16 protein-coding genes are annotated in these 14,815 nt (G+C 60.6%); all 16 read right to left on the bottom strand.

All coding sequences use genetic code 11. From position 1 onward, the window contains the following. Nucleotides 1-42: 42 nt before the first annotated feature. The 16 genes from K1X80_RS08920 to fliL all read right to left on the bottom strand — a co-directional run bounded on the left by K1X80_RS08920 (nucleotide 43) and on the right by fliL (nucleotide 14,670). Nucleotides 43-2,253 carry a chemotaxis protein CheA gene (locus K1X80_RS08920; protein WP_057960235.1) on the bottom strand — a complete coding sequence of 737 codons (2,211 nt, stop codon included), beginning with the start codon at nucleotides 2,251-2,253 and terminating at the stop codon, nucleotides 43-45. Nucleotides 2,254-2,265: 12 nt separating this feature from the next. Next, a complete protein-coding gene (locus K1X80_RS08915) occupies nucleotides 2,266-3,054 on the bottom strand; it encodes a protein phosphatase CheZ (RefSeq protein WP_057438816.1) in 789 nt (262 codons plus the stop codon). An 18-nt stretch (nucleotides 3,055-3,072) separates the two neighbouring features. After that, nucleotides 3,073-3,447 (bottom strand): chemotaxis response regulator CheY, encoded by a 375-nt coding sequence (locus K1X80_RS08910; protein WP_005790040.1) that lies wholly within the window; start codon nucleotides 3,445-3,447, stop codon nucleotides 3,073-3,075. A gap of 167 nt (nucleotides 3,448-3,614) precedes the next feature. Further along, entirely contained in the window at nucleotides 3,615-4,355 is a 741-nt protein-coding gene (gene fliA / locus K1X80_RS08905; RefSeq protein ID WP_029292560.1) for an RNA polymerase sigma factor FliA, read from the bottom strand. Beyond that, nucleotides 4,352-5,185 (bottom strand): flagellar synthesis regulator FleN, encoded by an 834-nt coding sequence (fleN, locus tag K1X80_RS08900; RefSeq protein WP_003192912.1) that lies wholly within the window; start codon nucleotides 5,183-5,185, stop codon nucleotides 4,352-4,354. Before fleN ends, fliA begins: the two co-directional genes overlap by 4 nt. Before the next feature lie 100 nt (nucleotides 5,186-5,285). After that, nucleotides 5,286-6,602, bottom strand: coding sequence for a flagellar biosynthesis protein FlhF (gene flhF, locus K1X80_RS08895; protein ID WP_029292553.1), 1,317 nt, complete (start codon nucleotides 6,600-6,602; stop codon nucleotides 5,286-5,288). Between the two features lie 11 nt (nucleotides 6,603-6,613). After that, complete coding sequence (flhA, locus tag K1X80_RS08890; RefSeq protein WP_178118157.1) at nucleotides 6,614-8,728, bottom strand: flagellar biosynthesis protein FlhA; 2,115 nt, start codon at nucleotides 8,726-8,728, stop codon at nucleotides 6,614-6,616. Nucleotides 8,729-8,872: 144 nt separating this feature from the next. Next, the gene (locus K1X80_RS08885; protein WP_186625963.1) at nucleotides 8,873-9,076 is read right to left on the bottom strand and encodes a cold-shock protein; all 204 of its coding nucleotides are present in this window, start codon (nucleotides 9,074-9,076) and stop codon (nucleotides 8,873-8,875) included. Nucleotides 9,077-9,289: 213 nt separating this feature from the next. After that, on the bottom strand, nucleotides 9,290-10,426 hold the full coding sequence (gene flhB, locus K1X80_RS08880) for a flagellar biosynthesis protein FlhB (protein WP_057960238.1): 1,137 nt from the start codon (nucleotides 10,424-10,426) through the stop codon (nucleotides 9,290-9,292). 3 nt (nucleotides 10,427-10,429) lie between these two features. Further along, nucleotides 10,430-11,215: a flagellar biosynthetic protein FliR gene (gene fliR / locus K1X80_RS08875; RefSeq protein WP_057438813.1), complete on the bottom strand. Its 786-nt coding sequence runs from the start codon at nucleotides 11,213-11,215 to the stop codon at nucleotides 10,430-10,432. 4 nt (nucleotides 11,216-11,219) lie between these two features. Beyond that, nucleotides 11,220-11,489: a flagellar biosynthesis protein FliQ gene (gene fliQ, locus K1X80_RS08870; protein WP_034099472.1), complete on the bottom strand. Its 270-nt coding sequence runs from the start codon at nucleotides 11,487-11,489 to the stop codon at nucleotides 11,220-11,222. A 3-nt stretch (nucleotides 11,490-11,492) separates the two neighbouring features. Next, nucleotides 11,493-12,236, bottom strand: a complete 744-nt coding sequence (gene fliP, locus K1X80_RS08865; RefSeq protein WP_057438812.1) for a flagellar type III secretion system pore protein FliP — start codon at nucleotides 12,234-12,236, stop codon at nucleotides 11,493-11,495. Further along, entirely contained in the window at nucleotides 12,236-12,670 is a 435-nt protein-coding gene (gene fliO / locus K1X80_RS08860) for a flagellar biosynthetic protein FliO (RefSeq protein WP_057438811.1), read from the bottom strand. Before fliO ends, fliP begins: the two co-directional genes overlap by 1 nt. Nucleotide 12,671: 1 nt before the next feature. Then, nucleotides 12,672-13,139, bottom strand: coding sequence for a flagellar motor switch protein FliN (gene fliN / locus K1X80_RS08855; protein WP_057438810.1), 468 nt, complete (start codon nucleotides 13,137-13,139; stop codon nucleotides 12,672-12,674). Nucleotides 13,140-13,182: 43 nt separating this feature from the next. Next, on the bottom strand, nucleotides 13,183-14,151 hold the full coding sequence (fliM, locus tag K1X80_RS08850) for a flagellar motor switch protein FliM (protein WP_029292532.1): 969 nt from the start codon (nucleotides 14,149-14,151) through the stop codon (nucleotides 13,183-13,185). Between the two features lie 9 nt (nucleotides 14,152-14,160). After that, nucleotides 14,161-14,670, bottom strand: a complete 510-nt coding sequence (gene fliL / locus K1X80_RS08845; protein WP_186625962.1) for a flagellar basal body-associated protein FliL — start codon at nucleotides 14,668-14,670, stop codon at nucleotides 14,161-14,163. Nucleotides 14,671-14,815 lie beyond the last annotated feature (145 nt).

Genomic DNA, 14,815 nt, shown 5'->3' with positions numbered 1-14,815 from the left:
CCGTTAGGCCGGGCGAGGGACAACCGCCCTGCCCGGGCCGAATCAAATACGCCGTGCGGCGTAACGCTTGAGCATGCTCGGAACATCGAGAATCAGCGCGATCCGACCGTCACCGGTAATGGTCGCACCCGACATGCCTGGCGTTCCTTGCAGCATCTTGCCCAATGGCTTGATGACTACTTCTTCCTGGCCAACCAGTTGATCGACGACAAAGCCGATACGCTGGGTGCCCACGGACAGGATCACCACGTGGCCTTCGCGCTGCTCTTCATGAGCGGCAGACGCCACCAGCCAACGCTTGAGGTAGAACAGAGGCAGGGCCTTGTCCCGCACAATCACCACTTCCTGGCCGTCGACCACGTTGGTGCGCGACAGGTCGAGGTGGAAGATTTCGTTGACGTTGACCAGCGGGAAGGCGAACGCCTGGTTGCCCAGCATCACCATCAGGGTCGGCATGATCGCCAGGGTCAACGGCACCTTGATGACGATCTTCGAACCTTGGCCCTTGGTCGAGTAAATATTGATCGAGCCATTGAGCTGGCTGATCTTGGTCTTCACCACGTCCATGCCCACGCCACGGCCGGACACATCGGAAATCTCGGTCTTGGTCGAGAAGCCCGGGGCGAAAATCAGGTTGTAGCACTCGGTATCGGTCAGGCGGTCGGCGGCGTCCTTGTCCATGACGCCGCGTTTGACCGCGATGCCGCGCAGGATATTGGAGTCCATACCTTTGCCGTCATCGGTGATCGACAGCAGGATATGGTCGCCTTCCTGTTCGGCCGCCAGGATCACTTTGCCCAGACGCGGCTTGCCACTGGCTTCGCGCTCCTCCGGAGTTTCCACACCGTGGTCGACCGCGTTGCGCACCAAGTGGACCAGCGGGTCGGCCAGGGCCTCGACCAGGTTTTTGTCGAGGTCGGTCTCTTCACCCACCAGTTCCAGGGCGATCTCTTTTTTCAACTGCCGGGCCAAGTCACGCACCAGGCGCGGGAAGCGCCCGAAGACTTTCTTGATCGGCTGCATGCGCGTTTTCATCACCGCGGTCTGCAGGTCGGCAGTGACCACGTCGAGGTTCGACACGGCCTTTTGCATGGCTTCGTCGCCACTGCTCAAGCCCAGGCGTACCAGGCGGTTACGCACCAGCACCAGTTCGCCGACCATGTTCATGATGTCGTCCAGGCGCGCGGTATCGACCCGCACGGTGGTTTCGGCTTCACTGGCCGGGGCTTTGTCGGCAGGTGCCGGAGCGCGGGCTGGCGCCGGGGCGGCGGCACGGGCGGGAGCCGGTGCGGCGGCCTTGGCAGCAACAGGTGCAGGCTTGGCCACCGCTGCGGTGGCGGTCGCGGCGGCTGCGGCGGCAGGTGCCACCTCGGAAAACTTGCCCTTGCCGTGCAACTCATCCAGCAGGGATTCGAATTCGTGATCGCTGATCAGGCCATCCGCCGCCGGAGCGACAGCCGGCGCCGCAGCCGGTGCAGCCGCAGCCGCCGCAGCGACTGCCGGCAACGCCTCGGCAGCAAACGAGCCCTTGCCATGCAACTGATCCAGCAGTGCTTCAAATTCGTCGTCGGTGATATCGGTGCTGGCCGCTGGCGCAGCAGGCTCCACCGGCGTCGGTGCGGCTGCCACGGCGTCCGGGGCGAACTGGCCCTTGCCGTGCAACTGGTCGAGCAATGACTCGAACTCGGCGTCGGTGATGTCTTCGGTGGTCGGCACCATCGGCGGCGCAGCTGCGGCCGGGGCTTCTGCCTCGGCCTTGACCGCATTGAGGGAGTCCAGCAGTTGCTCGAACTCGCTGTCAGTGACGTCGGGTTCGGCCACTGGCTCAGGCGCCGCCTCAACCACCGGGGCGGCAGCTACCGCGCCAGGCTCTGCCAGGCGCGCCAGGGCGGCCAGCAGTTCCGGGGTGGCAGCCGTAATGGGTGCGCGTTCGCGCACTTCATTGAACATGCCGTTGACCGCGTCCAAGGCTTCGAGGATCACGTCCATCAATTCCGAATCAACGTGCCGCTCACCCTTGCGCAGGATGTCGAACACGTTTTCGGCGATGTGGCAGCACTCCACCAGCTCATGGAGCTGGAGGAAGCCGGCGCCCCCTTTTACAGTGTGAAAACCGCGAAAAATTGCATTGAGCAGGTTCGCATCATCCGGTCGGCTTTCCAGCTCGACCAGTTGCTCGGACAACTGCTCTAGAATTTCGCCGGCCTCTACAAGGAAATCCTGAAGGATTTCTTCATCGGCGCCGAAGCTCATATTGCGTGCTCCTTAGAAGCCTAAACTGGACAGCAAATCGTCTACGTCATCTTGACCTGACATAACGTCTTCACGTTTATCGGCATGAATCTGCGGACCTTCACCCTTGGCGAGGTGTTTTTGTGGATCTTTTTCCGAGAGGATCGCTTCGCGGTCGTGTTCGATGCCGGCAAAACGGTCGACCTGGCCAGCCATCAGCACCAGTTTGAGCAGGTTGCTTTCCACTTCGGTGACCAGCAGGGTCACGCGCTTGATCACCTGACCGGTAAGGTCCTGGTAATCCTGGGCCAGCAGAATGTCATTGAGGTTGCTGGAAACCGTACGGTTTTCCTGCTCGCTGCGTGACAGGAAGCCTTCGACCCGACGCGCCAGGTCACGAAATTCTTCAGCGCCCACTTCGCGCCGCATGAAGCGGCCCCAGTCGGTGCTCAACGCCTTGGCCTCGTTGGCCATGCCGTTCACCAGGGGCGTGGCGTTTTCCACCAGGTCCATGGTGCGATTGGCTGCCGCCTCAGTCAGCCTGACCACATAGGACAGGCGTTCGGTGGCATCAGTGATCTGCGAGATTTCCTCGGCCTGGGGCATGTGCGGGTCGATCTGGAAATTGACGATCGCACTGTGCAACTCACGGGTGAGCTTGCCCACTTCCTGATACAGGCCGCGGTCGCGGGTCTGGTTGAGCTCATGGATCAACTGCACTGCGTCGCCGAACTGGCCTTTTTCCAGGCTTTCGACGAGTTGGTGAGCATGTTTTTTCAGGGTCGACTCAAAGTCGGCCTGCGATGATTCTTTATGCTCCATAGCTCCCCCGTGGCAGCATCAATGACCGATGCGTTCGAAGATTTTTTCAATCTTCTCTTTCAAGGCCAGTGCAGTGAATGGCTTGACCACGTAGCCGTTGACCCCGGCCTGGGCGGCTTCGATGATCTGTTCACGCTTGGCTTCAGCGGTCACCATCAGCACAGGCAGGCTGCGCAGCTTTTCATCAGCGCGCACGTGGCGCAGTAGATCAATGCCGGTCATGCCAGGCATGTTCCAGTCAGTTACCAGAAAGTCGATGCTCCCGCTGTTGAGGATCGGAATCGCCGTAATGCCGTCATCCGCCTCGACCGTGTTAGTGAACCCAAGGTCACGCAACAGGTTTTTTATGATCCGCCGCATCGTTGAGAAGTCATCAACGATGAGGATTTTCATGTTCTTGTCCAATTCGACCTCCAAGCAGTCTTAAACGCGTCCAGCACCTGGGCGCGCCATATCATTCAACAGGCATTACACAAAAAGGACTGCTGGGCACATCACGGGCCGCTCCCGCCGGGCTTGCGCCCTGGCGGTTATCGTTCGCAGTGTCCCCACACTGCCTGTCAGCGCGCTCGCCACTCTCCCAAACGCCCCCGCAAGCGGGCCGCGCATTGGCTATGAAGCTGGCTGACCCGCGATTCGCTGACCCCCAGGACCTCACCGATTTCCTTGAGGTTCAGCTCTTCGTCGTAGTACAGCGCCAACACCAGCCGCTCACGTTCCGGCAGATTGGCAATCGCCTCTGCCAGGGCGCCCTGGAAGCGTTCATCTTCCAGGTCGCGTGAAGGCTCCTGGTGAGCACTCGCGCCATCCTCATGCAGCCCTTCATGTTCGCCGTCCTGTAGCAGGTCGTCGAAACTGAACAGGCGGCTGCCCAAGGTATCGTTCAAAATCCCGTAGTAATCGTCGAGACTCAATTGGAGTTCGGCCGCAACTTCGTGATCTTTAGCGTCGCGACCGGTTTTTGCTTCAATTGAGCGAATTGCGTCACTCACCATCCGGGTATTGCGGTGGACCGAACGCGGCGCCCAATCACCTTTACGCACCTCATCGAGCATCGCGCCACGGATACGGATACCCGCATACGTCTCGAAACTCGCGCCCTTGCTCGCGTCGTACTTGGTCGACACCTCGAGCAGGCCGATCATGCCCGCCTGGATCAGGTCTTCGACCTGGACACTGGCGGGCAGGCGTGCCAGCAGGTGGTAGGCAATGCGCTTGACCAGGGGCGCATAGCGCTCGATCAATTCGCCCTGGCTGTCACGCGCCGACTTCTTGTAAAGGTTGTAGCCGCTGGCTGTCATAGCACCGGTCCTGCACTCGTCTGATGCACCAATCGCTCGACGAAAAACTCCAGATGCCCCCGGGGATTGGCGGGCAGTGGCCAGGTATCGACCTTCTGAGCAATTGCCTTGAACGCCAACGCGCATTTCGAACGAGGGAACGCTTCATAGACTGCACGCTGCTTTTGCACAGCCTTGCGCACACACTCGTCATAGGGAACTGCGCCGACGTATTGTAAGGCGACATCGAGGAAGCGATCCGTGACCTTGGTCAACTTGGCGAACAGGTTGCGCCCTTCTTGCGGGCTCTGGGCCATGTTGGCCAGCACGCGGAAGCGGTTCATGCCGTAGTCGCGGTTGAGCAGTTTGATCAGGGCGTAGGCGTCGGTGATCGAGGTGGGCTCGTCGCAGACCACCAGCAATACTTCCTGCGCGGCGCGCACGAAGCTGACCACGGACTCGCCAATCCCGGCGGCGGTGTCGATCACCAGCACGTCGAGGTTGTCGCCGATATCACTGAAGGCCTGGATCAGGCCGGCATGCTGCGCCGGGCTCAGATGCACCATGCTCTGGGTGCCGGAGGCGGCCGGGACGATGCGAATCCCCCCGGGCCCCTGCAACAGCACATCGCGCAGCTCACAGCGGCCCTCAATGACATCGGCCAGGGTATGTTTGGGCGTCAGTCCCAGCAGAACGTCAACGTTCGCCAGGCCCAGGTCGGCATCCAGCAGCATGACGCGGCGGCCAAGCTCTGCCAGGGCCAGGGACAAATTCACTGACACGTTAGTTTTCCCGACGCCACCTTTGCCGCCGGTCACCGCGATCACCTGTACGGGATGCATGCTGCCCATGTTCTTTCTTTACCTTGTCTTGCTTAGCCGCAGGCTACATAGGGTGGCCGCGGTAGCAGACCATCAATGTAGGTACATTGCACTGTGTTCATGTTGCCTTTCAGCCGACCCGTTTGGCTGGGTTGTGATAGAGGTCGGCGAACATATCCGCCATCGCCTCTTCACTGGGTTCATCCTGCATTTGCACACTGACCGCACGGCTGACCAACTGATGACGGCGCGGCAGATGTAAGTCATCCGGGATCCGCGGCCCGTCGGTCAGGTAGGCGACCGGTAATTCATGGCTGATGGCAAGGCTCAACACTTCGCCCAGGCTTGCGGTTTCATCCAGCTTAGTCAGGATACAACCGGCCAGTCCGCAACGTTTGTAGCTGTGGTACGCAGCAGTCAGAACCTGTTTTTGGCTGGTGGTTGCAAGTACCAGGTAATTTTTCGACTTGATCCCGCGCCCGGCCAGGCTTTCCAGTTGCATGCGCAATGCCGGGTCGCTGGCTTGCAGGCCGGCGGTATCAATCAGCACCACGCGCTTGCGCAGCAGTGGGTCGAGGGCGTTGGCCAGGGACTGGCCCGGGTCGACATGGGTCACCGGCACATTGAGGATCCGGCCCAAAGTCTTGAGCTGTTCCTGCGCGCCGATGCGGTAGCTGTCCATGCTCACCAGGGCAATGTTGTGGGCGCCGTACTTGAGGACATAACGGGCGGCCAGCTTGGCCAGGGTGGTGGTCTTGCCCATGCCGGCGGGGCCGACCATGGCAATCACGCCACCTTCTTCAAGGGGTTCGATTTCCGGGGTCTGGATCATCCGCGCCAGGTGCGCCAGCAACATGCGCCAGGCTTGGCGAGGCTCTTCAATGCCGGTGGTCAGCTCCAGCAGGTCGCGGGACAACGGGCCGGACAGGCCAATGCGTTGCAGGCGGCGCCAGAGGTTGGCCTGTTGCGGCTTGCTGCCCTGCAACTGGTTCCAGGCCAGCGAGCCCAACTGCACTTCCAAAAGCTCGCGCAGACCATTGAGTTCAAAACGCATCGAGTCAAACACGCGCTGGTCAACCGCAGCGGCCGGTGCTGGCGCGGCGGGACGTGGCGGCTCGACAAAAGTCGGCTCTACCAGTGGCTCGGCCGCCGTCAGCGGCAGGCCGGCAAACAATTGGCGATTAGTGGTCGCATCGCTGTCGCCCCGCATGCTCAGCTCGGCCTGGGCCGAGACAATGCGCGAGGCGGTCTTGCGCAACTCGTCTTCGAGTTCCATGTTCGGTACACGCGGCGCCAGGGCCTGGGGTTTGTAATCCAGGGCAGCCGTCAGCTCGACACCGCCGGCAATGCGACGGTTACCGATAATAGCCGCGTCGGCGCCCAGCTCATCACGAACCAGCTTCATGGCCTGACGCATATCGGCGGCGAAAAAACGCTTTACTTGCATAACCCACTACCTCAGCCGTTGGGCCCTACTGTCGCGACGATAGTCACTTGCTTATTGTCAGGAATTTCCTGGTAAGCCAAAACGTGCAAATTCGGTACTGCCAGGCGTCCAAACCGCGACAACATCGCTCGGACGGGGCCTGCCACCAGCAGAATCACCGGTTGGCCCTGCATTTCCTGACGCTGTGCGGCGTCGATCAACGAACGCTGCAGCTTTTCAGCCATGCTTGGCTCCAGCAGAACGCCCTCTTCCTGGCCTTGCCCTGCCTTCTGGATACTATTGAGCAATATTTGTTCCAACCTTGGCTCCAAGGTGATTACAGGCAGCTCAGAGTCAAGCCCTACAATGCTTTGGACGATTGCACGCGACAATCCGACGCGCACCGCCGCTACCAGCGCGGCAGTATCTTGACTCTTGGCGGCATTGTTGGCGACAGCCTCGGCAATGCTGCGAATGTCCCGCACCGGCACCTGTTCGGCCAACAGCGCTTGCAACACCTTGAGCAGTTGCGACAGCGACAATACCCCCGGCACCAGCTCTTCAGCCAGCTTAGGCGAGGCTTTGGCCAGCAATTGCATGAGTTGCTGGACTTCTTCGTGACCAATCAGCTCGTGGGAGTGCTTGTACAGAATCTGGTTGAGGTGCGTGGCGACCACGGTGCTGGCGTCGACCACGGTGTAACCCAGGGACTGTGCCTGGCTACGCTGGCTGACTTCGATCCACACCGCGTCCAGGCCAAAAGCCGGATCTTTGGCGGTTATGCCGCTGAGGGAGCCGAATACCTGGCCGGGGTTGATAGCCAGTTCGCGGTCAGGGTAGATCTCGGCTTCGGCCAGGGTCACGCCCATCAGCGTCAGGCGGTAGGCGCTGGGGGCCAGGTCGAGGTTGTCGCGGATATGCACGGTGGGCATCAAAAAACCCAGGTCCTGGGACAGCTTCTTGCGCACGCCCTTGATCCGCGCCAGCAACTGGCCGCCCTGGTTACGGTCCACCAGGGGAATCAGACGGTAGCCGACTTCCAGGCCGATCATGTCGATGGGGGTCACGTCATCCCAGCCCAACTCCTTGGTTTCCTGGGCGCGGGCCGGCGACGGCAGCAGATCCTGCTGGCGCTCCACCTCTTTCAAGGCCTGGACCTTGATGATGTTTTGCTTCTTCCAGAACAGGTACGCCCCGCCGGCGGCCAGGGCGGCCATGGTCAGGAAGGAGAAGTGCGGCATGCCCGGCACAATGCCCATGATCGCCATGATACCGGCCGCCACGGCCAGAGCCTTGGGCGAAGCGAACATCTGGCGGTTGATCTGCTTGCCCATGTCTTCGGAGCCGGACGCACGGGTCACCATGATCGCCGCAGCTGTAGATAACAACAGTGATGGCAATTGCGCCACCAAACCGTCACCAATGGTCAGCAAGGCGTACACCTTACCTGCATCGCCGAAGGTCATGCCGTGCTGGAAGATACCGACCGCGATGCCGCCGATCAGGTTGATAAACAGAATCAGCAGGCCGGCAATCGCGTCGCCGCGCACGAACTTGCTGGCACCGTCCATGGAGCCATAGAACTCGGCTTCCTGGGCCACTTCCGAGCGGCGGGCCTTGGCCTGGTTCTGGTCGATCAGCCCGGCGTTGAGATCGGCGTCGATCGCCATTTGCTTGCCGGGCATGGCGTCGAGGGTAAAACGCGCGCTCACCTCGGAAATCCGCCCGGCGCCCTTGGTCACTACCACGAAGTTGATGATCATCAGGATCGCAAACACCACGACACCGACCACGTAGTTACCGCCGATCACCACCTCGCCGAAAGCCTGGATCACCTTACCGGCGGCGGCGTGGCCGTCCTGGCCGTTCAGCATCACCACCCGCGTAGAGGCCACGTTAAGGGCCAGGCGCAGCAGCGTGGCAACCAGCAAAATGGTGGGAAAGACCGCAAAATCCAAAGGCCGCAGGGCGTACACGCAAACCAGCAGCACGACGATGGACAAGGCAATGTTGAAGGTGAAGAACACGTCCAGCAGGAACGGCGGTATCGGCAACATCATCATTGCCAGCATGACCAACAGCAACAGCGGCACACCCAGATTGCCTCGCGAGAGGTCCGTCAGGGTGCCACGGGCTGTGCTGAGCATATTAGAGCGATCCACCGGTATTCCTCGTCACCTTGAAGCAAACTTTTGACGCCGAGAGGCGTCCTGAAGGCGGTATTGCAAGAAGCCTTCCAACTTTTGCTTCAGGGACGAGATCGTTCCCACGCAGGAGCGTGGGAACGATCATCAGAGTGGACGCACGTTTGATGCCTGCTTGCCTTTCGGACCCTCTACGACTTCATATTCCACCTTCTGGCCCTCCACCAGCGACTTGATGCCGCCGCTTTGAATGTCCGAGAAGTGCACAAACAGGTCCTCTCCTCCGGCGTCTTGCGTGATGAATCCAAAGCCCTTTGAATCGGTAAACCACTTCACTGTGCCAGTTGCCATTGCCCTTCTCCCGAATCCGCATGTTCCCGGTCTATCAAAGCGCCCTGCACGAGGGCTGGCTACTGTCAAAGTTGACAGGTCGGAAGGGAGTTGGACGAACGGCAAGCATCTGTTCCGACGCCATCGCGGGCAAGCCCGGCTCCCACACTGGAATGCGATCAAATGTGGGAGCCGGGCTTGCCCGCGATGGCGCCGGAAGAGGCAGCAGAAGACTCAAGAATCGCGACGCAAATCCGGCGGAATCGGCAAGTCCTTGAGCGGGTCCGGACGTTTGCCCTTGCCGGCACGGTATTGGCGGATCTGATACACGTAGGCCAACACCTGGGCCACCGCCAGGTACAACCCGGCCGGGATCTCGTGGTCGAGGTCAGTGGAGTAGAAGATCGAACGCGCCAGCGCCGGCGATTCCAGCAGCAAGATGTCATTGGCCTGGGCGATTTCGCGGATTTTCAAGGCAGTGAAGTCGCTGCCCTTGGCCAGCAGCAGCGGCGCGCCGCCCTTCTCCGCGTCGTACTTGAGCGCCACGGCGTAGTGGGTCGGGTTGGTGATGACCACGTCGGCGTCGGGCACCGAGGCCATCATCTTGCGCTGGGACATTTCGCGCTGCAGCTGGCGAATCCGCTGCTTCACTTCCGGTTTGCCTTCCTGATCCTTATGCTCGTCGCGCACTTCCTGCTTGGTCATCAGCAGTTTCTTGTGGCTTTCCCACAGCTGGATCGGCGCATCCACTGCAGCAATCAGGATCAGGCCACATGCCATCCACAACGCACTCCAGCCCACCAGTTGCACGCTGTGGATGATTGCCAGTTCCAGTGGCTCATGGGCGATGCGCAGCAAGTCGTCGATATCGGACTCCAACACCACCAGCGCCACAAACAGGATGATAAAGAACTTCGCCAGGGCCTTGAGCAACTCCACCAGCGCCTTGGCGGAGAACATACGCTTGATCCCGGCCCCGGGGTTCATCCGGCTGAATTTGGGCGCCAGGCTGCCAGCCGCAAACAGCCAGCCCCCCAGGGAGATCGGCCCGATGATTGCCGCCAGCAACAACGTGATCAGCACCGGCTGCGCGGCCAGGATCGCGATTTTCCCCGAGTGCAGCAGGTAGATGCCCATGGCGCGTGGGTCCAGCAGCACATCCCTGGGCAGGGAGAAATTGTGCTTCATGATCTCCATCAGGTCCTGGGCCAGGCCGCCGCCGTAGATCAGCAGGCCACCGGCCCCGGCGAGCATCACCGCCAGGGTATTGAGCTCTTTGGAACGGGCGATCTCGCCCTTTTCCCTGGAGTCTTTTTTACGTTTCTCCGTGGGGTCTTCTGTTTTGTCCTGACCACTCTCGCTCTCGGCCATGGCTCAGCGCGCCCGTGCCAGATCACGTAAAAACTGCAAGGCGTCACTGGCCAGCGGTTGATACTGATTGAGAATGTCGGCCAGGCCGATCCAGAAAATCCCCATGCCCAACACCAGGGTCAGCGGGAAACCAATGGCGAAGATGTTCAGTTGCGGCGCGGCGCGGGTCATCACCCCAAAGGCGATGTTGACCACCAGCAGCGCGGTGATCGCCGGCAATACCAGCAACAACGCCGCGCCCAGCACCCAACTGAGGCGCCCGACCACTTCCCAGAAGTGGTTGACGATCAAGCCCTCGCCCACCGGTAAAGTGGTGAAACTCTCGGTAAGGATTTCAAAGGCCACCAGATGGCCGTTCATGGCCAAAAACAGCAGGGTCACCAGCATGGTCAGGAACTGCCCGATCACTGCCACCGACACGCCGTTGGTAGGGTCGACCATGGACGCAAAGCCCATGCCCATCTGGATCGAGACGATTTGCCCGGCAATCACGAAGGACTGGAAAAACAGGGTCAGGGAGAACCCCATCAAGGCGCCGATCAGAATCTGTTCGGCGATCAGCAGCAGCGCACTGAGGTCCAGGGCATTGACCGGCGGCATCGGTGGCAGTACCGGCACGATGACCACGGTAATCGCCACCGTGAAAAACAGCCGTATGCGCTTGGGCACCAGGGTGGTCCCGAACACCGGCATGGTCATCAACAAGGCGCCCACGCGAAACATCGGCAGGATAAACGAGGCCACCCAGGTGCTGATCTGAGTGTCGGTCAACGCCAGCAAGGACTGCATCGGGTCAGCCAATCAACTGCGGAATACTGCCGTACAACTGCAGGATGTATTCCATGAAACTCTGCACCAGCCAGGGGCCGGCCACGATCAGGGTGACCAGCATCACCAACAGGCGCGGAAGGAAGCTCAAGGTCTGTTCGTTGATCTGGGTCGCCGCCTGGAACATCGCCACCAGCAGGCCCACCAACAGGCTGGGCACCACCAGCACGGCGACCATCACGGTGGTCAGCCACAGGGCTTCACGGAACAGGTCGACTGCGACTTCAGGTGTCATGCGCTAAACCCCGCCAAAACTGCCTGCCAGGGTGCCGATAATCAGCGCCCACCCATCCACCAGTACAAACAGCATGATCTTGAACGGCAACGAGATAATCAGCGGCGACAGCATCATCATACCCATGGCCATCAGCACACTGGCCACCACCAGGTCGATGATCAGGAACGGGATAAAGATCATGAAACCGATCTGGAATGCCGTCTTGAGCTCCGAGGTGACGAACGCCGGTACCAGGATGGTCAAGGGCGCCTGATCCGGGCTGGCGATATCGGTGCGCTTGGACAGGCGCACAAACAGTTCCAGGTCGCTGGAGCGGGTCTGGGACAGCATAAAGTCCTTGATCGGGCCTTGGGCCTTTTCCACCGCGTCCTGGGCGGTCATTTTCTCCGCCAGGTAGGGTTGCAGGGCTTGCTGGTTCACCTTGTCGAATACCGGCGCCATGATAAACAGCGTCAGAAACAGCGCCATGCCGGTAAGGATCTGGTTCGATGGGGTCTGCTGCAGGCCCAGGGCCTGGCGCAGGATCGAGAACACGATGATGATCCGGGTGAAACTGGTCATGAGCATGACGAAGGCCGGGATAAAACTCAGCGCCGTCATGATCAGCAGGATCTGCAGGCTGACCGAATACTCCTGGGCCCCGGCCGCATTGGTGCCCAGGGTGATCGCCGGGATCGACAACGGGTCGGCGCCGAACGCCAGGGGCGCTGCCAGTAACAGCATGAGCGCCAATAGAACGCGCATTACTTCTTATCCTTCTGGTCCTTGCCCATCAGCTCCATCAGGCGCTGGGCGAACTCCGGTGTGGCGGCCTCGGTCTGGGCCACGCTCACGGGATGCTTGAGCACGTGCAACGGGGTAATCCGGCCGGGGGTGAGACCGAGCAGGATCTGCTCTTCGCCCACCTGCACCAGCACCAGGCGATCACGCGGCCCCAGGGCCCGCGATCCCACCAGTTCGATGACCTGGGCATTGCCCGGACCAATGCGCTGCACCCGGCGCAACAGCCAGGCGAGGAAAAAGATCAACCCCACCACCAGCAACAGGCCCAGCACCAACTGAGTCAATTGCCCAGTCACGCTGCTGCCGGCGGCCGGCGCGGCGACCTGGGCCACCGGTTCAGCCGCCATCACGGCCAGCGGCAACGCCCACAACAGTCCCAACCACCGGCGACTCATCTCAGCGCAGCTTCTTGATACGTTCGCTGGGGCTGATCACGTCCGTCAGGCGGATGCCGAACTTCTCGTTGACCACCACCACTTCGCCATGGGCGATCAGCGTGCCGTTGACCAGCACATCCAGCGGCTCGCCGGCCAGGCGGTCGAGTTCGATCACCGACCCCTGGTTGAGTTGCAGCAGGTTACGGATATTGATTTCGGTGCTGCCCACTTCCATGGAGATCGATACCGGGATATCGAGGATCACGTCCAGGTTGGGCCCATCCAGCGAGACCGGCTCATGGTTCTTCGGCACGCTGCCAAACTCTTCCATAGGCAGGCGATTGCCCACTGGCGGGGTGGCGGCATCGGCCGCCAGCAAGGCGTCGATATCGTCCTGGCTGGCATCGCCGGTTTCTTCCAGGGCAGCCGCCCATTCGTCAGCCAGGGCCTGGTCTTCGGCGGAAGTGTTTTCGTGTTCGGTAGCCATTACATGTCCTCGGCGCAGCAAAAATCATCAATTAGGGGATGCATCAGCGACGGTTGATCGGCTCAACCACTTGCAACGCCAGGTTCCCTTTGTGGGAACCGAGCTTGACCTTGAACGACGGCACGCCATTGGCGCGCATAATCAATTCGTCTGGCAGTTCGACGGGAATCACATCCCCCGGCTGCATATGCAAAATGTCCCGCAGGCGCAGCTGGCGGCGCGCCACGGTGGCGCTCAGCGGTACGTCAACGTCCAGCAAGTCTTCGCGCAGGGCCTTGACCCAGCGCTCGTCCTGGTCGTCCAGGTCAGACTGGAAGCCCGCATCGAGCATCTCGCGCACCGGCTCGATCATCGAGTACGGCATGGTCACGTGCAGGTCGCCGCCGCCGCCATCGAGTTCGATATGGAAGGTGGAGACCACGATGGCTTCGCTGGGCCCGACGATGTTGGCCATGGCCGGGTTCACTTCCGAGTTGATGTACTCGAAATTGACTTCCATGATCGCCTGCCAGGCTTCCTTCAGGTCGATAAAGGCCTGTTCCAGCACCATGCGCACCACACGCAACTCGGTAGGCGTGAATTCACGGCCTTCAATCTTGGCGTGACGGCCGTCACCGCCGAAGAAGTTGTCCACCAGCTTGAACACCAGCTTGGCGTCGAGGATGAACAGCGCGGTGCCACGCAGGGGCTTGATCTTGACCAGGTTGAGGCTGGTGGGCACGTACAGCGAATGCACGTACTCGCCAAACTTCATCACCTGCACACCGCCCACCGCCACGTCCGCCGAGCGGCGCAGCATGTTGAACATGCTGATACGGGTGTAGCGGGCAAAACGTTCGTTGATCATTTCCAGGGTCGGCATGCGTCCGCGGACGATGCGATCCTGGCTGGTCAGGTCATAACTTTTGACGCTGCCGGGCTCGGCAGCCATTTCGGTCTGTACCAGACCATCGTCGACACCATGCAACAGCGCGTCGATTTCATCCTGGGACAGCAGGTCTTGCACGGCCATGTCGTGATCCTACTGCAATACGAAATTAGTGAAGAGCGCCTGCTCGACCACGACTTTGCCCAGTTCTTTCTGGGCCACTTCCTGCACGCTGGCAGTGACTTTCTGGCGCAGCATTTCCTGGCCCACGGGGGTGGCCAGGCTGTCGAAGCTCTGCCCGGAGAACAGCATCACCAGGTTGTTGCGGATCACCGGCATATGCACCTTGAGGGCATCCATGTCCGCCTGGTTGCGCGCCTGCAAGGTAATGCTCACCTGCAGGTAGCGTTGCCGACCGTTCTGGTTGTAGTTGGCAACAAAGGCCGGGAGCATCTGCTCGAAGATTGCCGGTTGCTTGACGTTGCTGGCGGTCTCGGCCACAGGTACCGGCTTGCTCTGGGCACTGTGCATAAAGTACCAGGTAGCCCCCACCGACACGCCAATGGCCAATAACAAGCCCACGACAATCAGCAGGATCATCTTGAGCTTGCCCTTGCCTGCTGCAGGTACTGTTGCTGTCGCTGCGTCGTCACTCTTCGCCATGCCAATAATCCGTCACTATTCGGGGTTTCATAGATCCACGGGAAGGCAAGAGCAAGTGTTATGCCAGAGTTGTCACGGATTTCAGCAACAGCGCAAAACCAATGTGGGAGCGGGCTTGCTCGCGATAGCGCTAGATCAGTCAGCA

It is taken from the genome of Pseudomonas sp. So3.2b (assembly GCF_019464415.1).
Taxonomy (GTDB): Bacteria; Pseudomonadota; Gammaproteobacteria; order Pseudomonadales; family Pseudomonadaceae; genus Aquipseudomonas; species Aquipseudomonas shahriarae.
The sequence above is the reverse complement of the archived record's forward strand: the minus strand, read 5'-3'. Positions and strand labels throughout refer to the sequence as shown.